The sequence below is a fragment of the Xanthomonas sp. GW genome (genome assembly GCF_014236815.1).
Lineage (GTDB): Bacteria > Pseudomonadota > Gammaproteobacteria > Xanthomonadales > Xanthomonadaceae > Xanthomonas_A.
The window spans coordinates 1818640-1840174 of sequence record NZ_CP051189.1 but is presented as its reverse complement, the minus strand read 5'-3'; the positions used below and the strand labels follow the sequence as shown (position 1 = coordinate 1840174).

Here is a 21535-nt window from a genome sequence, read left to right as displayed (position 1 = left end):
AGAAGCGGTGCACGGCGGCACTGGCCCGGCAGCCCGGCCACCGCTGTGGCGCGCCCAGCACCGGGACATGCCTCCCAGCATCCGCGCGCATCCACGCCTCAGCGCGCACCCACCGCAGCACGCTGGGCCAGGTGCGCGGCGATCGCGCGCTTGAACGGCGCCACCTTGTCGGCCACGCGCAAGGCCGCGTTGCGCAGCGCGCGCGCCGGCAATCGGTCGTCGGTGTACAGCGCGGCGATCGCGTTGGTCGCCTCGTACAGCGGGCGCGTGGCCAGGCGGTGGCCGCGTTCGTAGCCGGCCAGCAAGGCCGGCGCGGCGATGTCGCGGCCTTGCGCCGCGGCCGCGTGCAGCGCGCGCGCCAGCCGCGCCTGGCTCTGCAGGCCGAAATTGAAGCCGTGCGCGGTCACCGGATGCATGCCCACCGCCGCGTCGCCGATCAGCGCATAGCGCTTGCCGACGAAGCGTTGCGCGTACACCGCGACCAGCGGATACGCCTGCGGCCGCACGATCGGCATCATCGCGCCGAGCCGGCGCTCGAAGCGCGCGCTGATCTGCGCGCCTAGCTCGGCCTCGTCCATGTCCAGCAGCGCCTGCGCGCGATCCGGCGGCAGGGTCAGCACCGCCGAGGCCTGGTTGCCGTGCAGCGGCAGCAGCGCCAGGGTCTGGCCGTAGCCGAACCACTCCCAGGCTGTTTGGTGGTGCGGGCGCTCGTGGCTGACCCGGCACACCAGCATGCTGCGGCCGAAATCGCGCATCTGCGCGCCGATGCCGAGCATGCGCCGGGTCGTCGAGAAACGGCTGTCGGCCGCCACCACCAGGCGCGCAGTCAGTGCCTCGCCATTGGACAGGCTCAGCTGCGCCTGGCTGTCGTCGCTGCGCAGCGCCTGCACCGAGACGCCGTCGAGCAGAGTCAGGCCCGGCTGCGCCTGCACCGCGGCGAACGCGGCACGGCGGATCAGGTGGTTGGGCACCAGCCAGCCCAGGTCGCCGCGGCGGTCCTGGCTGGCGGCGAAGGTCAGCGCGAACGGCGAGGAGCCATTCATTACCCGCGCATCGCGCAGCGGCGCGATCGCGTCCGGATCGATCCGCGACCACAGGTCCAGTTGCTCGAGCAAGGCACGCGAGGCGTGGGTCAGCGCGATCTCGCGGCCGTCGAACGCGGCCTCGGCCAGCGCGGCGCGCGGCTGCGGTTCGATCAGCGCCAGCGACAGGCCGCTACCGGCCAGCGAGCGGGCGAAACACAGGCCCGCGGGGCCGGCACCGACAATGGCGATATCCACATGCATTGCTGCGCTTCCTGTCTCAGACGCAGCCAGCATAAACCCGTCGTGGCGCACGGCATTGATCTGGATCAGCGCTGCGGCAAACGGTCGCAGCGTCGCGCTTCGGGCGCTACGCGCGCAGCCTCAGAACAGCGCCCACACCAGTTGCAGGATCGACCACAGCGACACCGCCCAGACCAGGCTGCGCAAGTAAGGCACGCCCGCCGCGTACAACGGCACATAGGCCAGCCGCGCCCAGAAATATAGCTGCGCCGCCAGCGCGGTATGCGCACTGCCCTTGCCCATCGCCACCACTGCCAGCGCCGCGGCGGCGAAGAACGGGAAGGTCTCCAGGAAGTTGCGCAGCGCGCGGTCCAGGCGCCCGGCCACGCCGGAGGGCGGCGGCAGCTGCGCGTCGCGCGCGCCGGCATTCCACTTCAGGCCGCGCTGCGCGGTGACGAACGCCGCGGCCAGCAGCAGTTGCACGATCCCGAGCAGGATCGCCCAGGCCAGCATGCGGATTTCGATACTCATCGATACCTCGGTCGGTTGCGAAAACTAGGGAGCGACGCGCGCATGCGCGTCAGTTCGGCGGTCCGACGTGATAGCCGACCAGGCGCCAGGTCTTGTCCTCGTCCAGGCGCAGCGAGACCAGCTCGCGCACCGGCTGCGGCGCGTTGGCGAACCGGCTGGGGAAACTGACGTTGACGTAGACCCCCGGCGGCACCTGCGAACCGGCCGCGTACTGCACCCGCGCCACGCTGGCCACGCCGCGACCGAGCAGCGCGCCGAGCCGTGCGCGACCGGCATCGACCTGGCGCACGAACGCATCGCGCGCCACGGCCTTCTTGGCCACCGCGGATGCGCCGTCCCATAGCTCGCCGCTGCGTCCGGCATCGACCAGCTGCGCGGCGCGCAGGCCGGCCTGGGCCATCTGCGCGTCCTGCTTGGACAGCGGGCCCGGCGCAGCAGGATCGGCATGCTTGGCCGCGGCGGGTCTTGCGGCGGCGGGCTTGGGCGTCGCTGGCTGCGCCGCGGGCTGGGCCGGCGCGGATTGCGCAGGGACGCTCTGCGTCGGTGCGGTCTGCGCCGCTGCGGCGAACACGGCAGCGCCCAGCAGCGCGGGGAACAGGCGAAGTGACAACGGCATGGGCATCGCTCAGGCGGCGCGGTGACGGCGGGGGCCGCAGTCTACGCCGGCCATGTGCGCCTGCGCAGCGGCGCTCACGGCTCCTCGCCTGGCGCGGCCGCGCTCACCGGCACCGCATAGCGCTGCCGATGCCAGGCGCGCCAGCTCGCCCACAGCGCCCACACGGTGCCGCCGAGCAAGGCGGCCAGGCTCAGCAGCGAGGCGGTGCGCGCCAGCACCTGCGCATACCTGCCGCTGGCGAAATGCAGCAGCAGCTCCGCCACCAGGAAACCGCCCACCACCAGCAAGGCCGGGGGCAGGTACAGCCGCATCATCATCTTCGATCCGACCGACATGCCAGGCGCCTCCAGGGAATTGGCCCGGACGCTAGCGTCAGCGCGGTGCCGGCGACGTGAAAGCCCGGCCGGCGCAACGGAAGGCTGGCCCGGGCGAGCCGAAACCCGGGGCCGCCCCGCAATCCAGCCTGCCGGTGATCCGCCAGGCGCTCCTTGGCGCGCCATGCCGCCCGCCCCTGCCACTGTCCGCGGCGTGGATGCGCTGTGGATACCCGCGCCAGCCCATTTGTGCCAGAGTGGCGCGAGGCCGTGAACCCACACATGGGAATGGCCGGGCCGCAGTGGCAAGCGGTCCGACAGCGCTCAGGGGTGATCTGGGAGAAAGCCGACATTTCCAAAATGCAGCATGGCGGCGATCGCCGCGTGCCGCGTTGCCCGTAGAGGATTGCCGATGTCAATCACGACGAAACGCAACGGCTGGAGCGGCCCGCTGCTGGTTGTGGCGCTGTGCGCTGCCATCGTCATTTTCGGAAAACCCGCGCGCTATTCGATTCCGGCCTCCCTTGCGCTTTCGGCCATCCAACTCCTGATGATGGCCATCGCGGCAGCGCCGCTGCTGTTGCGGGCGTGGCGCTCCGGGGATGAACACAGGCGTCGGATCGCGCTTGTCGGCACGTTGTTGATACTGCCGTGGGCTCTACTGACGCTGATGCCGGGCTACGGTCCGCCGTTCGCTTCGAATCTCGCAATGAACCATGTCCGGTTCGTCATTCTTTTTGTCTCGGCTGCGGTTCTTGGTGCGGGTCTGTTCCTGCTCAAAGAGCCGTTGGCCGACGCTGCAGGCGATCGCCTGCTTGCGCCGCTGGGACAGGCAAGCGGCCTGTTTGCCGCACTCATTCAACTCGTCTGGGCTGCGCTGATGATCGGCTGGACAATGTCCGAAGCGCATAAACCGGTAGCCTATCTGCCGCTGTACGGCACGCCGCTCGGCAATGCCGCGGACGTCCTGCTCTTCTTCGCAGGATTGATGACGTATGTTTCCACTGCGCTCTATGCACTGTCGTTCGCACGGCAGGGCTGGCTTCGGCCCGCATGGGCGGGAATCATCGCGTCGGTGGCCGCTCTCGCCGTCGTTGCGCTGATGGTGCGCGGCCTCCAGTATCCCGACTTGCCCGACGATTGGTTCGCCATGCCCGGCATGATCGTCGGCATCCCCGCGATCCCCTGGCTGATGCCCTACCTGCTCGGCGTTTGTGCGCTGGTGCATGCGGCTCACGGGCCGAAGGCTGTTGCGTAAGCGGCAGGCTTGAACCGGACGAGCGGAGCTATAGCAGCACCTGGCGCGATTCCATGCCGACCGCGGCATGCATCTTCGGCCTACCACTACCGCCACCTGCAGGCCGTCAGGACGCGCACGCCGATTGGATCCACCGCCGCTTCCACGCGCAGGCGGGATAGGCGCCGCACCGCACGCCCATCCAGGCATGCCCTGGCTGAACAAGCTGCCGAGCAATCGCAACTAGGCGCCCGGCGACGCCAGCGGCAGCGTGGCCACGTCGATTTCCGACAACGGGCTCTCCGCCGGGCAGGCCTGGTCGGGGAAGCCGAAGCGCTGCTTCAGCGCCTGGCCGCAGGCGGTCAGCGTCTCCAGGTCCACGCCCTTGGCCTTGCACTCGTGGTCGAACGCGATCAGGAACGCGTCCTTGCGCCGCACGAAATCGTCGCCGCACTTGCGCAGCTGCTTGATCCGCTCCAGGTCGTCCTGCACCGCGTTGGTCCCGTCCAGCCCGTACTGCTTGAGTTCGTCATTGCTGAGCAGGCGCAGGCTGCGGTTGGGCACGGTCATCATCAGGTCGGCCACCGCCACGGCCACGCCGTTGCGCTCCAGGTAGTCCTTGACGTTGCCGTAGACCTCCTGCAGTTCGCGATTGAGCTCGGCGCGCGAGGTGGCAGTGGAACTGATCCGCATCATGCGGTGGATGCCGACCTTGCCGGAGATCAGCCGGTTGTCGCCAGCGGCGAGCACGAACACGCAGGCGCTATGGCAGATTGAGCCCTCGCGCACCCAGATGGTCCAGCCGGACTCGCCGATCGCATCGCCGGCGCGGATCGCCGCCTCGACCTGGCCGCCGCTGGAATCCAGGTCCAGCACGCGCTTGCCGATGCCGGCGTGCGCGGCGACCTCGGCCAGGCGCCGCACCATCTCGGCGAAACCGGCGTTGATCTTGCCTTCGTAGCGCACCCGCAGCAGGCCGCGCTCGCGGCATGGCGCCAGCGCCGCCTCGATGGTCGGCCGATCCAGCCCGGCCAGCGCCTCGCCGTCGCCGGCGTCGGCCGCGTAGTCGGTGTCGCAGCTGACGAAGGCCTCGCCGTTCTCCAGCGCCGCCTGCTCCCAGACGTCGGCATCGGGTTTGGGCGTGGTGGCAGGCCGCGGCGCCGGCGTCGGCGCGGGCGGCGGCGTCCCGACCGACACCATGTGCTCGCCGTCGCCGGGCGGGCTGTCGGCCACGGTCCTGCCGGCGGATGGCGCGCCCTGCTGGCACGACAACAGGCCGACGCAGCACAACGACAGCCACCAGATTTTTGACGGAAGAGGCAAGCAGGACATCCGCGAAGGAAGAGACGGCGCTTTCGAACTGCGCGTCGCTAGTCTAGTGCCGATACGCATTCGGTTCCCAACTGCGCCTAAACCGCCGGCATCCCACCATAAGGGCATCCGCATTGACCACGCCGGGGCCGATGCATCCATGTCCGAAAACGGCGAGTCGAGCGCGGCGGCGCGGACTAGACTGGCCCCATGCCGCACATCACGCTCGACGACCACGACCTCTACGACCGCGCCCGCCAGTCCCGCGATGCGCGCTTCGACGGGGTGTTCTTCACCGCCGTGCGCAGCACCGGCATCTACTGCCGGCCGGTGTGCCCGGCGCCGCCGCCCAAGCGCAGCAACGTGCGCTACTACCCCAGTGCCGCCGCCGCGGCCGCGGCCGGCTACCGCCCGTGCCTGCGCTGCCGGCCGGAGCTGTCGCCGGAAGCGCAACAGCACCTGGGCGAGGAATCGGTGCAGCGTGCGCTGGCGCTGATCGCCGAGGGCGCGCTGCAGGACGCCAGCGTCGAACGGCTCGCCGCCGACGTGGGACTCAGCGCGCGCCAATTGCAGCGCGTGTTCGTCGCCCAGCTCGGTGCCACCCCGGCGGCGGTGCATGCGACGCGGCGCCTGCTGCTGGCCAAGCAATTGCTGACCGAGACCGCGCTGCCGATCACCCAGGTGGCACTGGCGGCCGGTTTCAACAGCCTGCGCCGCTTCAACACCGCATTCCTTGAAGGCTGCGGCATGCCGCCGTCGGCGATCCGCAAACAGCGCGCCGAGGTGCCCGGCGGCGACCTGCTGCTGCGCCTGGGCTACCGCCCGCCGCTGGATTTCGCGGCGATGCTGGCGTTCCTGCGCAAGCGCGCGATCCCTGGCATCGAGCGCATCGGCGAGGCCAGCTACGAGCGCGTGCTCGGCCCACTCGATGCCTCCACCAGGATCCGCGTCGAGGCCGATCCGCAGCGCCACGAACTGCGCCTGCAGATCGCCGCGGCCGATCCGCGCGCGATCCCCGACATCGTGCGGCGGGTGCGCCGCATCTTCGATCTGGATGCCGACCTGCGCGCCGTGCATGCCACGCTCGGCGCCGAACCGCTGCTGGCGCGCGCGATCGCGCGGCGCCCGGGACTGCGCGTGCCCGGCGGCTGGGACGGCTTCGAAGTGGCGGTGCGTGCGGTGCTCGGCCAGCAGGTCAGCGTGGCCGGCGCGGCGACCCTGGCCGCGCGTCTGGTCGAGCGCCACGGCGCGTATCGACCGGGCCAGGCATCCGGCCTGGACCGCGCGTTCCCGGCGCCGCAGGACGTGCTGGACGCGCCGCTGGAGGCGATCGGCCTGCCGCGCTCGCGCGCCGCCACGATCCGCGCGCTGGCCGCGGCGGTGGTGGACGGACGCTTGCAGTTCCGCGCCGGCCAGCGCCTGTCCGAGTTCGTCGAACGCGCCACCGCCCTGCCCGGCATCGGCGCCTGGACCGCGCACTACATCGCGCTGCGTGCGCTCGGCCAGCCCGATGCGTTCCCGGCCGGCGACCTGGTCCTGCAACGCATGCTCGGCGCCGACGGCGCGCGCCTGAGCGAACGCGCCACCGATGCCCGCGCGCAGGCCTGGCGGCCATGGCGCGCCTATGCCGTGCTGCACCTGTGGCATCTGGCCGGCGATCCATCCGAGGAGACTCCCCATGACTGAGCAACGCCTGTACTACGACGCCTTCGCCACCCCGATCGGGGAACTGACCGTGGCCGTCGGCGACGACGGCGTGCGCCACATCCTGTTCCCGGAGAACCGCTACGACGCGCGCGGCCGCGCCGACTGGATCCGCGACGCGGCGCCGGTGCGCGCAGCGCGCGAGCAGTTGCTGGCGTATTTCGCTGGCGAACGTACCAACTTCGACCTGCCGCTGGCGCCGCGCGGCACCGCCTTCCAGTGCCGCGTGTGGCAGGCGCTGGCGCAGATTCCATTCGGTGCGACCTGGAGCTACGCGCAACTGGCGCGGCAGATCGAGCAGCCGCGTGCGGTGCGCGCGGTCGGCGCCGCCAACGGCCGCAATCCGCTGCCGATCGTGCTGCCCTGCCATCGCGTGATCGGCGCCAACGGCACCCTGACCGGCTTCGGCGGCGGCCTGCCGACCAAGGCCGCGCTGCTGGCGTTGGAGCGGCGCGGGGCCGTCGAGGCGGACGGCGGGATGGCGTCGTTGTTCGACTGAGCTGCGGTGCGCTTGCGCGCCGACGGGCGAATGAGGGCAGCGAGGTGCCCGACAACCGCTCCCTTCTCCCTACGGGGGGAAGGTGCCCCGCAGGGGCGGATGGGGGTACGGGCGAAGCCTCGTGCACCCAAACTCAGCGAGTCGCTTCGCGCCGTACCCTCACCCCAACCCCTCTCCCGGGGGGAGAGGGGCTACGGCAGCTCCCTTCTCCCCTCGGGAGAAGGTGCCCCGAAGGGGCGGATGAGGGTACGGGCGAAGCCTCCTGCACCCGAACTCAGCGAGTCGCTTCGCGCCATACCCTCACCCCAACCCCTCTCCCGGGGGGAGAGGGGCTACGGCAGCTCCCTTCTCCCGTCGGGAGAAGGTGCCCCGCAGGGGCGGATGAGGGTACGGGCGAAGCCTCGTGCACCCAAACTCCGCGAGTCGCTTCGCGCCGTACCCTCACCCCAACCCCTCTCCCGGCGGGAGAGGGGCTGCTGCGGCCGGCAGCTGCGCGGGTGCGTGCTTCGTGCGTGCGCGGCACGGCGATGTCTTCGCCAGGTCACCGGACGCGTCTTATCATGCGCCGATGACTTCCATCGCCCTACGACTGGCAAGCGCCTGCGCGGCGCTGCTGCTCGGCGCTTGCGCCTCCGCCCCCTCTTCTCCCACCACCAAGGCCACCGCGCCGCAGGCCGCATCCAGCCAGGCGCAGCGACCGTTGTTGCTGCTGATCTCGATCGACGCGCTGCGCGCGGACATGCTCGATCGCGGCATCGCGCCGAACCTGAGCCGGCTGGCGCGCGAGGGCGTGCGTGCGCAATGGATGACGCCGTCGTATCCGTCGCTGACCTTCCCCAACCACTACACCCTCGTCACCGGGCTGCGTCCGGACCACCACGGCATCGTCCACAACAGCATGAACGACCCGCTGCTGGGCACGTTCCGGGTCAGCGACCGCGACGCGGTCGGCGACGGCCGCTGGTGGGGCGGCGAGCCGATCTGGGTCGGCGCCGAGAAGGCCGGCCTGCCCACGGCGAGCTGGGCCTGGCCGGGCGGCGAAGCGGCGATCCAGGGCGTGCGCCCGAGCCGCCGCCAGGCTTTCGACAAAGACGTCGCGCCGAACGCGCGGGTCAACCAGGTGCTGGGCTGGCTGGACGATCGCAGCGCGCCGCAGCCGCAGTTGCTGACCCTGTATTTCGAGCAGGTCGACGAGGCAGGCCACGACTTCGGCCCGCAATCGGCGCAGTACGCGCGCGCGATCGAGCAGGTCGACGCGGCGATCGGCCGCCTGCTCGACGGGCTGGCCCGGCGCGGGCAACTGGATCGCACCAACCTGATCGTGGTCTCCGACCACGGCATGGCGACAGTGCCGGCGCAGCAGGTGGTCATCGTCGAGGACATGGTGTCGATGCAAGAGGCCGAGGTGGTCAGCTACGGCCAGTCGGTCGGCATCGCGCCGCGGCCCGGCCAGGAGGCCAGGGTCGAAGCCAAGCTGCTCGGCGCGCATCCGCAGTACGACTGCTGGCGCAAGGCCGAACTGCCGGCGCGCTGGCACTACGGCAGCAATCCGCGCGTCCCGCCGATCGTGTGCCAGATGCACGAAGGCTGGGACGCGCTGCCGGCCGAGCGCGCCGCGGAGAAGCCACAGACCGGCCTGCGCGGCTCGCACGGCTACGATCCGGCGCTGCCGTCGATGCGCGCGGTGTTCATCGCGCGCGGCCCGGCGTTCCGCCAGGGCGCCACGCTGGCGCCGTTCGACAATGTCGATGTGTATCCGCTGCTGACCCGGCTGCTGGGAATTCCCGCCGCGCCCAACGACGGCGATCCGCAGGCGCTGCTGCCGGCATTGCGCTGAGCGCCGCGTCGCTGCGCTGCGCCTTGAAGCGCCGCTAGCCGGGCGCAGCATTGGCCCGCCTGCGGCGCGCCTCGCCATCGGTTGCTACATCGCCGCGCGTACCGCGGCGGCGATGCATCGCAATCGCGCTACCGTCATGCCGCCGCCTGCCGGTAAAGCGTGTCGCGACCAATGGCCCGCGTCGCTCCTGGACCACGGTGCCGACTGCAGATGCCCGTCGCAACCGCCCGCGTTCGGCGCGGCGATCTGCCCAGCGGTGCAGCGCCACACACCGCGCCGGGCATGAATGTGTGGACGAGGCGACAAGCCCACGCGATGGCGCGCATGCGACAATCCCAGCATGCAGTCGCCCGATCCCGTGCCGCCGCCGCGCATGCGCCATCGTCTACGCCCGTTGCTCTCGCACGAGAGCTGGAAACAGCGCGCGGTGCTGTGGGGCGGCGCGGTCGCGGTGGCGCTGGTCGCCATCGTGTTCGCCAAGGCCAGCGACGCCGCCTTCCATCTGTTCCAGCGCATCATCGCGCACTCGCCGTGGTGGGCGCTGCTGCTGACGCCGAGCGTGTTCGCGCTGCTCGCCTGGCTGACCAACGGCGTGTTGCGGCCCACCCGCGGCAGCGGCATTCCGCAGGTCATCGCCGCGCTGGAGCAGCCGGACGACGCGTTCCGGCAAACCAACCTGTCGCTGCGCGTGTCCGCCGGCAAGCTGCTGCTGACCACGCTGGCCTTGCTCGGCGGCGCCTCGGTCGGACGCGAAGGCCCGACCGTGCACGTCGGCGCCAGCCTGATGTACGTGCTCGGGCGCTGGTTCGGTTTCCGCGATCCGCGCCAGGCCTCGCATTTCCTGCTCGCCGGCGGCGCCGCCGGCATCGCCGCGGCGTTCAACACGCCGCTGGCCGGGGTGGTGTTCGCGATCGAGGAACTGAGCGGCCGTTTCGAACACCGTTTCTCCGGCACCTTGCTGACCGCGGTGATCGTCGGCGGCGTGATCTCGCTGGGCCTGCTCGGCAACTACACCTACTTCGGCAAGGTGTCCGCGGCGCTGCCGCTGGGCCGAGCATGGCTGGCGATCGTGCTGTGCGGGGTGGTCGCCGGCCTGCTCGGCGGTGCGTTCAGCCGCATGGTGCTGGCCACCGTGGCCGGCAAGCCGCGCTGGCTGGGCGCGCTGCGCGGCCGCCATCCGGTGCTGCTGGCCGCGGCCTGCGGCCTGGCCCTGGTCGCGCTGGGCCTGATCTTCGGCAACGGCGCGTTCGGCACCGGCTACGAGCAGGCGCGCAGCCTGGTGCAGGGCCACGCCAGCGTCGGCCACGAGTTCGGGCTGATGAAGCTGCTGGCGAACCTGGTGTCGTACGTGGCCGGCATCCCCGGCGGCCTGTTCTCGCCGGCGCTGGCGGTCGGCGCCGGCGTCGGCCACAACCTGGCGGTGCTGATGCCGGACGTGGATCCGCGCACCTTCGTGCTGCTCGGCATGTGCGCCTACCTGACCGGGGTCACCCAGGCGCCGCTGACCTCGGCGGTGATCTCGCTGGAACTGACCGACAGCAGCGACATGCTGCTGCCGATCCTGGCCACCGTTCTGATCGCGCGCGGCGCCTCGGCGCTGGTGTGCCGCACGCCGATCTATCGCGGGCTGGCGGAACAGTTGCTGCCGGTGCCTAGCGTCGCCGAACCCGAACCCGAACCGACCTCGCTGGCCGCCGACCTGGCCGGCGACAGCGGCGAGGACGATCCGCCGCGCTGAGCGCCGACTCCGCGAGTCGCTTCGCGCCGGACCCTCACCCCAACCCCTCTCTCCCACGGGGACTTCCTTCGGTCGCCGAGGGGAGAGCGGCTTAAGCTGCATCCTGCGGGGCTGCGGGCTGCGGCGTTTTTTTCGAGGCAAAAAAAACGCGGCGCAAGCGCCGCGTTCTTTCGTACCGCTGGAGCCGAGGCTCAGCCGGCCTTGGCGACCGTCTTCTTGGCCACTGCCTTCTTCGCCGCCGGGGTCTTGACCACCGACTTCTTGGCGACCGGCGACGCGGCGCCCACGGCCACCTTGCTCACGCTATGCGAGCGCGAATTGCCATAGCTGGCGTTGTAGCGCTTGCCCTTGGCGGTCTTGCGGTCACCCTTACCCATGCTCATCGACTCCTGAATGTGTGTGCGAAAATCCCCGCGCGGTGCACGGGTTTGGCGAGGCCAACGCGGTCAGCGCCCTCGCGCAAGGGCGGCAAGCCTATCACGTGCGCTCAGTGGGCGCAGCTGGCGTCGTGCACGTGGCCGTGGTTCAGCCGCAGGTTGAGCAGGTGCGCGAGCCCGACCAGGGTGCCGCCGAAGGTCATGATCGCCGCGTGCGGCGCCACCGCGTGGTGCAGCGCCGGCACCAGCATGCCGGCCCACAGCGACAGCAGACCCAGCAGCAGCAGGCCCAGCGCCTGCCAGGCGCGATGCCGGCGGTAGCCGAGGACCAGGCTGAACAGGCCCAGGCAGGTCACGAACAGCACCAGCGTGCGTTCCACCCCGTCGCCCAGCCATACCGACAGGCCCAACGAAGGCAACACGGCCAGCGCCAGCGGCAGCAGCGCGCAATGCACCGCGCACAGCAGCGAACCGGTGGCGCCGAGGCGGTCGAGCAGTGCGCGCAGATCGGAGGTAGGCGACATGACTTCCAGCACAGTGGTGATTGCGTTATAGAATAATATAACATTACCCGGCCGGCGACCAGGGGGTCGCCACGCCCCCCATTGCCATGCCTGTCGCCGCCTCAGCGCGGCAACGCGAGCGCCCGCGCTCGCCTGGCGGCGCTTTTTTTCCTCCCATTCGGTATGTCTATGTCCTCCTCCTCGCGTTCCCGCTCGCTCCGTCGCACCGCCCTGTCCCTGGCGCTGGGCGGCCTGCTCAGCCCCGCTTTGGCCCTGGCCGCCGATGCACCGGCCACGGACGCCGCCACGCCGCCGGCCAGCGACAGCCGCCATGCCGACGGCCGCAAGCAGGACCGCCACGTGAAGGACATGGACGCGGTGGTGGTCACCGCCAGCCCGCTGCGCGACGCCGCCGGCGACCTGAGCCAGCCGGTGGACGTGCTGGCCGGCGAGCGCCTGGACGAGAACCGCGGCGCCAGCGTCGGCGAGACCGTGGCCAGCCTGCCCGGCGTGCAGAGTTCCAACTTCGGCCCCGGCGTGGGCCGGCCGATCATCCGCGGCCTGGACGGCCCGCGCGTGGCGGTGCTCAGCGACGGCCTGTCCACCCAGGACGTGTCCACCGTCAGCCAGGACCACTCGCCGGCGGTGGAATCGTTCCTGGCCGACCAGATCGAAGTGCTGAAGGGTCCGTCCACGCTGCTGTACGGTTCCGGCGCGATCGGCGGCGTGGTCAACGTGGTCGACGGGCGCATCGCCGAAACCCCGGTGGACGGCGTGCACGGCCGCGCCGAAGTGCGCTTCGACGGCGGCGACAAGGACGGCAACACCGACATGTTCCGGGTCGATGCCGGCAACGGCAGCGGCCTGTCGATCCACGCCGACGGCGTGTACCGCAACCAGAAGGACTACGACACCCCGCAGGGCCGCCAGGCCAATTCCTTCCTGGACACCAAGACCGGTTCGGTCGGCGCCTCGCTGGCCGGCGACTGGGGCTTCGTCGGCGTATCGGCCTCGCGCTTCCGCGACAACTACGGCAACCCGGGCGAACCCGGCGATCTGGCCGCCGGCGAGCGCGGCGTATCGCTGCGCATGCACCAGGACCGCTACGAGCTCAAGGGCGGGCTGACCGATCCTTGGGGCGACGGCAGCGCGCTGCGCTACAGCTTCGGCCACACCGCCTACACCCACACCGAGTTCGAGGGCGAGGAAGTGGGCACGGTATTCGACAAGCGCGCCAACGAAGGCCGCGTCGAAGCGTCCTTCACCTTCGGCGGCGGCTGGCAGACCGCGTTCGGCGTGCAGGGCAGCGACTCCACTTTCCAGGCGATCGGCGAAGAGGCGTTCGTGCCGAAGACCGACACCCGCGCCATCGGCGTGTTCGCCGTGGCCCGCAACAACTGGGAACGTGTCACCGCCGAGGTCGGCGCGCGCGTGGACAAGGTCAAGTACGAGACCGACACCGGCGTGGACCGCGACTTCACCCCGAAGAGCTTCTCGCTCAGCGGCGGCTTCCGCTTCAACGAGCAGTGGCGCCTGACCGCCAACCTCGACCATGCCGAGCGCGCGCCGGCCGAAGAGGAACTGTTCGCCGACGGCCCGCACATCGCCACCCTCGCCTACGAGATCGGCGACGCCGACCTCAAGCCGGAGAAGGCCAACCAGGCCGAGCTGGGACTGAACTTCAAGAACACCTGGGTGGATGCCAAGGTGGCGGCGTACTACAACCGCTACGACGATTTCATCTACATCGTCGATACCGGCGCGCAGTGGTTCCATGAGGAAGACAACGACTTCCTGCCGATCCGCCAGTGGACCCAGGCCGACGCGATCTTCCATGGTTTCGAGGGCGAGGCCACCTTCCACCTGGCCGACAACGACAGCGGCGCCTGGGACCTGCGCGTGTTCGGCGACACCGTGCGCGCGCGGCTGAAGGATGGCGGCAACCTGCCACGCATCGCCCCGGCACGCTACGGCGCGCAGCTGCGCTGGGACGCCAGCAACTGGCGCGCCTCGCTCGGCGCGACCCGCTACCAGAAGCAGGACAAGGTGGCGGTCAACGAGACCCCGACCGACGGCTACACGCTGGTCGATGCGCACCTGGCCTACCACGTCGATGCCGGCGCCACCGCCTGGGAAGTGTTCCTGGACGGCAACAACCTGGCCGACCAGGACGCGCGCGTGCACACCTCGTTCCTGAAGGACGACGTGATGCTGCCCGGCCGCAACGCTTCGTTCGGCGTGCGCCTGTTCTTCTGACGCGGCTCCCCTCCCGAGCGTCAGTGGAGGCCGCCTTCGGGCGGCCTTTTTTTTACGGCGCCGGAAGACGCGATCGATAGGCACACGCGCAGCGACAGCATGCGGCCACTGCGCGGTACAGCGATCGGCTGCGCCATGTGCCAGCGGCAAGTCACGTCGTGACCTAGAGGGCGAGGCCAGCTAACGTCGCTCCCACAACGCGGCGTCATGCTGCGCACGGCACGCCGCACGACACGCAGCGCTGGCGACCGGCCTGCGCAACCGATCACGCAAACGGCGCATCTTCCGCGCTGCACAACAGCCTGTCTGCGCAACGGCGTTACAAAGAGCGCCGCGCGCTGTCCCCTGCATCGCGCTGTGCCGGCCGGCCCTGCTTTGACGCGCACTGCACGCGTAGGCCGCTATGCGTACCGGCACATCGTTTTCGGATGAAGAAAGGAGAGATTCTTCATGAAAGCCGCCCTGCCGCTCCGCCTGCTGCCGCTGTCCATCGCCGCCATCCTGCTCGCGCCGACCGCGTTGGCGCAGACCGCCGCCCCCGACGACGCCGTCCAATCCGCCCCACCCGCCGCGCAATCCGACGCCACCACCCTGGATACCGTGGTGGTCAGCGGCACCGCGCGCTTCAAGGGCCTGCGCAAGCGCGACGCCAGCTTCTCGATCACCACCGCCACGCCCGAACAGATCCAGCAGGCGGTACCGCAGAGCAGCGCCGACCTGCTGAAGATCGTGCCCGGCGTGTGGGCCGAGCCCAGCGGCGGCGGCACCGGCGCCAACATCTTCGTGCGCGGCATGCCCTCCGAAGGCGATGCGCCGTTCGTCACCTTCCAGCTCGACGGCTCGCCGCTGTTCCCGCCGCCGACGCTGTCGTTCCTGGAAAACTCCACGCTGTTCCGCAGCGACGACACCGTCGAGCGCCTGGAAGTGCTGCGCGGCGGCTCCAGCCCGATCTTCTCCAACGGCCAGGCCGGCATCACCGCCAACTTCATCCAGAAGCAGGGCCAGGACGAGCCGGCCGGCAGCGTGCGCCTGACCGGCGGCAGCGACAATCTGCGCCGCATCGACCTGTTCAACAGCGGACCGATGGGCAATGGCTGGTACTACAGCATCGGCGGCTTCTTCCGCGAGACCGACGGCGTGCGCGACCCGCAGTTCTCCGCCGACAAGGGCGGCCAGTTCAGCGCCACCCTGAGCAAGCGCTGGGACAGCGGCGACCTGACCTTCTACGCGCGCCACACCGACGACAACAACGCCTTCTACACCGCGATCCCGCTGCTGTCGCGCAACAACGGCAGCGACCTGTCCAGCTTCCCCGGCCTGAACGCGCAGACCGGCACCCTGCTCAGCAACGACTTCCGCAACGTCAGCCTGCCGGTCGGCCCGAACGGCGAGACCGTGCAGCGCGACCTGGCCGACGGCCGCGGCGTCAACATCGACGTGTTCGGCGGCGAACTCAACTGGCAACTCGGCGACTGGACCCTCGCCGACCGCTTCAGCGTGATGGGCGGCACCGCGCCGACCTACGCGCTGTTCACCGGCGATGCGCCGCAGCGCCTGGGCGATTTCATCGCCGACTACGGCAGCACCGGCAGCGCCCGCTACAGCAACGGCGGCGGCGCGGTCGATCCCAATCAGCAGGTGCTGGAAGCCGGCTGGTGGTCGGTGGACAAGCGCCTGAATTCCTTCACCAACGATCTGCGCCTGAGCCGCGAACTGTTCGCCGGCAATACCCTCACCGTGGGCAGCTACTACGCCAAGTATTCCTCCAACGACACCTGGTACCTGGGCAACACCATGCTGCTGACCGCGCAGAACCACGCGCGGCGCATCGACGTCAGCCTGGACGACGGCCGCCAGCCGACCCGCGACGGCTTCACCAGCACCGCCTTCTTCGCCCTGCGCGCGCACTACGACGGCGAGAACACCGCGGTGTTCGTCGCCGACGAATGGGAATTGGACGAACGCCTGCGCCTGGACCTGGGCGTTCGCTACGAGCGCCAGCGCGTCACCGGCACCGTGCACGACACCGCGACCGTGGACCTGGACGGCGATCCGGCCACGCTGTACGACAACGCCACCTCGATCTCGCTGCCGAGCGCGCGCCGCATCGACCAGGACGACAACGCGCTGTCGTGGACCGCCGGCCTGAACTTCAAGCTAGACGAGCACAACAGCCTGTTCGCGCGGGTCAATTCCGGGGTCAAGTTCCCGGGCTTCGACAACCTGCGCGACGGGCAGACCAAGGTGCAGGACATCGACCAGTACGAACTGGGCTTGAAGTCCGGCGCGGCCGCCTACGACCTGTACCTGACCGCGTTCTACAACACCTTCAAGAACTCGCCGTTCCAGGCGTTCCTGGCCGACGGCAGCAACTTCACCACGGTCGGCGATTCGCGCGCCTACGGCCTGGAAGTGGAAGGCGCGATCCGTCCGTTCGGCGGCTTCGAACTGGCCGGCACCGGGGTGTGGCTGGACGCCAAGTACCGCAACTACCGCGAGTTCACCGGCAACCAGGTGATGCGCCAGCCCAAGCGCCAGTTCCGGCTGACCCCGAGCTATTACTGGATGCTGCCGTTCGGCGACCTGCGCGTGTTCGCCACCTACTCCTATATCGGCGAGCGCTACGCCGACCTGGCCAACAGCCAGCGCCTGCCGTCCTACGACATGCTCGACGTCGGCGCCAGCCTGCATGCCGGCGAGCACTGGGAGTTCACCGCCAGCGGCAGCAACGTGACCGACGAACTGGGCCTGACCGAAGGCAACGTGCGCGTGCCCGGCGCGGCCACCGGCGGCGTGTTCATGGGCCGCCCGATCGCCGGCCGCCAGTACCAGGTGTCGGTGGCGTACCGCTGGTAGAGCCTGCGCAGAAATTTGCGATCGCCCCGCCGTTGTAGGAGCGGCTTCAGCCGCGACAGGATCTATCGGTAACGCCTGTCGCGGCTGAAGCCGCTCCTACAGAAACGCAAAATACTGCCCGCGGCTACGCCGCGCATCACCACCCCACCACCCGCCCTTCGCAATCTCTTCGCGACGCCGCTGCAATGCTCGGGTTTGGGCGTGCCAGCGCGCCCGTGCGCCGGTGCCGCGCTGGCGGCACCGCTACCCAGGTCGAACGGTGCATCCGTTGTTGCGCCAGCGCGCAGCGATGCGGCGGTCCCCAGGCAGGAGAGACCGATGCAGCACGATCCCCACCCTTCCCAGGCCGCGCCCGGCGCCGCCGAACCCCCGCACGATGCCGGGCTGAGCGACGACGAGGCTGCGCTCGCGCGCCGGCTCGGGATCAGCGGCCTGTCGCGGCGCGAATTCCTCGCCCTGCTGTCGGCCGCCGGCCTGGGCAGCGCCGGCGGGCAGATCGTCTTCAGCGACGCCGCCTTCGCCGCACCGATCCCCAGCGCGGCCCCGCCGCAGAATGCGATGCCGGTGGTGCTGCAGGTCAACGGCCAGCGTCACGCCTTGCAACTGGACCCGCGCACCACGCTGCTGGACGCACTGCGCGAACACCTGGCGCTGACCGGCACCAAGAAGGGCTGCGACCACGGCCAGTGCGGCGCCTGCACGGTGATCGTCGACGGCGAGCGGCGCCTGTCTTGCCTGACCTTGGCCGCGCAGGCCGAAGACACGCAGATCACCACCATCGAAGGCTTGGCCGACGGCGAACGGCTGCATCCGATGCAGGCCGCGTTCGTGCAGCACGACGGTTTCCAGTGCGGCTATTGCACGCCCGGGCAGATCTGCTCGGCGGTGGCGCTGCTCAACGAGATCAAGCGCGGCGACGCCAGCCATGTCAGCGCCGACGTCAGCCAGCCGGTCACCGAGCTCAGCGACGCCGAAGTGCGCGAACGCATGAGCGGCAACATCTGCCGCTGCGGCGCCTATCCGAAGATCGTCGCCGCGATCCAGGACGTGCACAGCGGCGGCGCGCCGCGCCCGCTGACCTGGCGCTACGTCGACCAGTCCGAACTGACCGCACTGAAGCTGGCGAAGGAGGTGGCCGATGACGCCGTTTGACTACCGGCGCGCCAGCTCGCCGGAAGACGCGGTGCGCCGTGTCGCCGCCAATCCGAACGCGCGCTTCCTCGGCGGCGGCACCAACCTGCTCGACCTGATGAAGGAAGGGGTGACCGGCGCCGACGAGATCGTCGACCTGACCCGGCTCAAGGGCCTGGCCGAGATTGCCGAAACCGCCGACGGCGGCCTGCGCCTGGGCGCGCTGGCCAACAACACCCACACCGCCAACCATCCGCTGGTACGCCAGCGCTATCCGCTGCTGAGCCAGGCGATCCTGGCCGGAGCGACGATGCAGTTGCGCAACATGGCGACCAACGGCGGCAACCTGCTGCAGCGCACCCGTTGCGGCTATTTCTACGACACCGCCCTGCCCTGCAACAAGCGCGAGCCCGGCAGCGGCTGCGGCGCGCGCGAGGGGCTCAACCGCACCCACGCGATCTTCGGCCACAGCGAACATTGCGTGGCGGTGCATCCGTCGGACATGTGCGTGGCCCTGGCTGCGCTGGATGCGACGGTGCAGGTGCGCACGCCGGCAGGCACCCGCCGCGAGATTCCCTTCGCCGAGTTCCACCTGCTGCCCGACGCCCGTGCCGACCTGGACAACCAGCTGGCGCACGGCGAACTGATCGAGTCGATCGTCCTGCCGGCGCAACGCTTCGCCGCGCACAGCCACTACCTGAAGGTGCGCGACCGCGCCAGCTACGCGTTCGCGCTGATCTCGGTGGCCGCGGCGCTGGCGCTGGAGCCGGACGGGCGCATCCGCGAGGCGCGCATCGCGATGGGCGGGGTGGCGCACAAGCCGTGGCGCGCGCACGCCGCCGAACGCGCGCTGGTCGGGCAGCGCGTCGGCGAAGCCGCCTTCGCCGCCGCCGCGCAGGCGGAGATGGCCGCCGCGCGCCCGCTGGCGCACAACGCCTACAAGGTGCCGATGGGCACGCACGCGATGATCCGCGCCCTGCACCGCGCCAGCGGCAGCGACGCCGCGTGAGCACCGAACCGGAGAACCCGCAATGAACTACATCGGCAAGGAAATGCGCCGCGTCGACGGCTACGCCAAGGTCACCGGCAAGGCGCGCTATGCGGCGGAATTCCAGATCCCGCACCTGGCCCACGGCTACATCCTCACCAGCACCATCGCCAAGGGCCGCATCGTGCGCATCGACACGCGCGCCGCCGAGGCCGCGCCGGGGGTGATCAAGGTGCTGACCCATCTGAATTCGGTCAAGCCGGTGTCCGACGCCGTCAAGAAGAAAGGCGAAGACCTGTCGTTCCGCGCGCTGGTCGACGACCGCATCCATTTCAGCGCGCAGCCGATCGCGGTGGTGGTCGCCAGCACCTTCGAGCAGGCGCGGCATGCTTCGCGGCTGATCCAGGTGGACTACGCCGCCGAAACCGCGCACACCGATTTCGACGCGCTGCTCGGCCAGGCGCACGATCCCACCCCGGAGGAGTCGCCGAAGCCGCGCGGCAACCCGGCCGCCGCGTTCGCCGCGGCAAAGGTCAAGGTGGAAGCCGCGTACACGATGCCGATCGAGCACCACAATCCGATGGAACCGCATGGCGGCATCGGCTACTGGATCGGCGACACGCTGACCGTGGTCAACAAGAGCCAGAACGTGCACCAGGACCGCGAGCAGTTGGCCGGCTACTTCGGCATTCCGATCGAGCGGGTCAACGTGGTATCGCTGTTCGTCGGCGGCGCGTTCGGCTCGTGCCTGCGCCCGAACTACTACACCTTCCTGCTCGGCGCGGTGTCCAAGGCGGTCGGCCGCCCGGTCAAGATCGTCTACACGCGGCGACAGATGTTCAGCGGCCACGGCTACCGGCCCTACTACCGGGTGGAACTGGGGCTGGGCGCCGACGCCGCCGGCAAGCTGCAGGCGATCCGCTACCGGCACGTGCTCAATACCTCGCGCATCGAGGCGTTCAACGAGGCCTTCTTCCGCAACGCGCGCTCGCTGTACGCCTGCCCCAACGTCGAGGACCGCTTCGAGGTGGTGGAGACCGACCTGCCGACGCCGCAGGCGATGCGCGCACCCGGCACCATCAGCCAGATGTTCGGCATCGAGTGCGCGATGGACGAACTGGCCTACGCGCTGAAGATGGATCCATTGCAATTGCGCCTGGCCAACTACGCCGAAACCGACCCGGAGAGCGGCAAGCCGTTCTCGAGCAAGGCCTTGCGCGAATGCTATTCGCTCGCTGCCGAGACCTTCGGCTGGAGCAAGCGCACGCCCGAGCCGCGCTCGATGCGCGACGGCCGACTGCTGGTCGGCTGGGGCATGGCCACCGGCACCTGGGCGGCGATGCAGATGCCGGCGCTGGCACGGGTGGTGTTGAAGGCCGACGGCAGCGCCCAGGTCGGCAGCGCCACCGCCGACATCGGCCCCGGCACCTACACGGTGATGACCCTGATCGCCGCCGAATACCTGGGCCTGGACGCCAAGCGCGTGCAGTTCGAACTCGGCGACACGCGCCTGCCGAAGGCGCCGTCGCAAGGCGGCTCGTGGACCACCGCCAGTGTCGGCAGCGCGATCCACGGCGCCGCGCGCGAGATCCGCGGCAAGCTGCTGGAACTGGCCAGGCAGGACGGGCAAGCCGCGTTCAGCGGGCTGGACGTGGATGCGGTGGAATTGGCCGACGGCAAGCTGCGCCCGACCGGCAAGCCCGAGGCTAGTCTGGAGGTGGCCAAGCTGATGCGCCAGCACGGTTTGCAGGAACTGGAAGTGGTGCACGAGTCCAAGCCCTCGGCCGAGCGCAAGAAGTACGCCACCGCCGCGCACGGCGCGCAGTTCATCGAGGTCAAGGTCGACCCGGACACCGGCATGGTGCAGGTGACCCGGGTCATCGAGGCCACCGCCTGCGGCAGGATCATGAATCCACTGACCTCGCACAGCCAGGAGATCGGCGGCGTGGTGATGGGCATCGGCATGGCGCTCAGCGAAGGCACCGAGGTCGACCATCGCTACGGGCGCATGCTCAACGCCTCGCTGGCCGACTACCACGTGCCAGTCAATGCCGACGTGCATCTGATCGAAACCATGTTCGTCGAGGAAGACGACAAGATCGTCAACCCGCTAGGGGTCAAGGGCATGGGCGAACTGGGCATGGTCGGCATTCCCGCCGCGATCGCCAACGCCGTGTTCCATGCCACCGGCAAGCGCATCCGCGAACTGCCGATCACGCCGGACAAGTTGATCGGCTGAGCGGCCATCGAGGCGTCGCGCGGTTGGCCTCGCGACGTCCGCTTATGCCATTGCCCTCCCATGCCTTGTTGTAGGAGCGGCTTCAGCCGCGACATGACGTATCAGGCAACCATGACGTATCAGGCAACGGGTC

At 70.0% G+C, this 21535-nt stretch carries 17 protein-coding genes; 10 read left to right on the top strand and 7 right to left on the bottom strand.

Going from position 1 to position 21535, the window contains the following annotated elements; translation table 11 throughout:
• Positions 1-98: 98 nt before the first annotated feature.
• The 4 genes from ubiM to HEP73_RS07715 all read right to left on the bottom strand — a co-directional run bounded on the left by ubiM (position 99) and on the right by HEP73_RS07715 (position 2747).
• The gene (ubiM, locus tag HEP73_RS07730; RefSeq protein WP_185822745.1) at positions 99-1286 is read right to left on the bottom strand and encodes a 5-demethoxyubiquinol-8 5-hydroxylase UbiM; all 1188 of its coding nucleotides are present in this window, start codon (positions 1284-1286) and stop codon (positions 99-101) included.
• 120 nt (positions 1287-1406) lie between these two features.
• On the bottom strand, positions 1407-1796 hold the full coding sequence (locus HEP73_RS07725; protein ID WP_185822744.1) for an MAPEG family protein: 390 nt from the start codon (positions 1794-1796) through the stop codon (positions 1407-1409).
• A gap of 49 nt (positions 1797-1845) precedes the next feature.
• On the bottom strand, positions 1846-2412 hold the full coding sequence (locus HEP73_RS07720; RefSeq protein ID WP_255423711.1) for a DUF4019 domain-containing protein: 567 nt from the start codon (positions 2410-2412) through the stop codon (positions 1846-1848).
• A gap of 74 nt (positions 2413-2486) precedes the next feature.
• Positions 2487-2747, bottom strand: a complete 261-nt coding sequence (locus HEP73_RS07715; RefSeq protein ID WP_185815874.1) for a hypothetical protein — start codon at positions 2745-2747, stop codon at positions 2487-2489.
• Between the two features lie 391 nt (positions 2748-3138).
• Here HEP73_RS07715 and HEP73_RS07710 point away from each other — a divergent pair, with 391 nt between their 5' ends.
• On the top strand, positions 3139-3984 hold the full coding sequence (locus tag HEP73_RS07710) for a hypothetical protein (protein ID WP_185822743.1): 846 nt from the start codon (positions 3139-3141) through the stop codon (positions 3982-3984).
• Between the two features lie 222 nt (positions 3985-4206).
• On the opposite strand, the gene HEP73_RS07705 is transcribed toward HEP73_RS07710, so the two are convergent.
• Positions 4207-5295 carry a COG3904 family protein gene (locus HEP73_RS07705; protein ID WP_185822742.1) on the bottom strand — a complete coding sequence of 363 codons (1089 nt, stop codon included), beginning with the start codon at positions 5293-5295 and terminating at the stop codon, positions 4207-4209.
• Between the two features lie 189 nt (positions 5296-5484).
• Between HEP73_RS07705 and HEP73_RS07700 the strand changes: the two genes are divergently transcribed.
• The 4 genes from HEP73_RS07700 (at position 5485) to HEP73_RS07685 (ending at position 11052) form a co-directional block, all read left to right on the top strand.
• Positions 5485-6960 carry a DNA-3-methyladenine glycosylase 2 family protein gene (locus tag HEP73_RS07700; RefSeq protein ID WP_185822741.1) on the top strand — a complete coding sequence of 492 codons (1476 nt, stop codon included), beginning with the start codon at positions 5485-5487 and terminating at the stop codon, positions 6958-6960.
• Positions 6953-7477, top strand: a complete 525-nt coding sequence (locus HEP73_RS07695; protein WP_185822740.1) for a methylated-DNA--[protein]-cysteine S-methyltransferase — start codon at positions 6953-6955, stop codon at positions 7475-7477. The genes HEP73_RS07700 and HEP73_RS07695 overlap by 8 nt, the downstream gene beginning before the upstream one ends.
• Positions 7478-8045: 568 nt before the next feature.
• Positions 8046-9314, top strand: coding sequence for an alkaline phosphatase family protein (locus HEP73_RS07690; protein ID WP_185822739.1), 1269 nt, complete (start codon positions 8046-8048; stop codon positions 9312-9314).
• 340 nt (positions 9315-9654) lie between these two features.
• Positions 9655-11052 carry a chloride channel protein gene (locus tag HEP73_RS07685; protein ID WP_185815868.1) on the top strand — a complete coding sequence of 466 codons (1398 nt, stop codon included), beginning with the start codon at positions 9655-9657 and terminating at the stop codon, positions 11050-11052.
• A 191-nt stretch (positions 11053-11243) separates the two neighbouring features.
• Here the strand turns inward: HEP73_RS07685 and HEP73_RS07680 are convergent, their stop codons facing one another.
• On the bottom strand, positions 11244-11429 hold the full coding sequence (locus tag HEP73_RS07680) for a 30S ribosomal protein THX (RefSeq protein ID WP_185815867.1): 186 nt from the start codon (positions 11427-11429) through the stop codon (positions 11244-11246).
• A gap of 110 nt (positions 11430-11539) precedes the next feature.
• A complete protein-coding gene (locus HEP73_RS07675; protein ID WP_145707752.1) occupies positions 11540-11953 on the bottom strand; it encodes a MerC domain-containing protein in 414 nt (137 codons plus the stop codon).
• 168 nt (positions 11954-12121) lie between these two features.
• On the opposite strand from HEP73_RS07675, the gene HEP73_RS07670 reads away from it, so the two are divergent.
• The 5 genes from HEP73_RS07670 to HEP73_RS07650 all read left to right on the top strand — a co-directional run bounded on the left by HEP73_RS07670 (position 12122) and on the right by HEP73_RS07650 (position 21402).
• On the top strand, positions 12122-14188 hold the full coding sequence (locus HEP73_RS07670; protein WP_185823342.1) for a TonB-dependent receptor: 2067 nt from the start codon (positions 12122-12124) through the stop codon (positions 14186-14188).
• A gap of 450 nt (positions 14189-14638) precedes the next feature.
• A complete protein-coding gene (locus tag HEP73_RS07665) occupies positions 14639-17044 on the top strand; it encodes a TonB-dependent receptor (protein ID WP_185822738.1) in 2406 nt (801 codons plus the stop codon).
• 318 nt (positions 17045-17362) lie between these two features.
• A complete protein-coding gene (locus tag HEP73_RS07660; RefSeq protein WP_185822737.1) occupies positions 17363-18196 on the top strand; it encodes a 2Fe-2S iron-sulfur cluster-binding protein in 834 nt (277 codons plus the stop codon).
• The gene (locus HEP73_RS07655) at positions 18183-19184 is read left to right on the top strand and encodes an FAD binding domain-containing protein (protein WP_185822736.1); all 1002 of its coding nucleotides are present in this window, start codon (positions 18183-18185) and stop codon (positions 19182-19184) included. Before HEP73_RS07660 ends, HEP73_RS07655 begins: the two co-directional genes overlap by 14 nt.
• Before the next feature lie 22 nt (positions 19185-19206).
• On the top strand, positions 19207-21402 hold the full coding sequence (locus HEP73_RS07650) for a xanthine dehydrogenase family protein molybdopterin-binding subunit (RefSeq protein WP_185822735.1): 2196 nt from the start codon (positions 19207-19209) through the stop codon (positions 21400-21402).
• Positions 21403-21535: the final 133 nt, after the last annotated feature.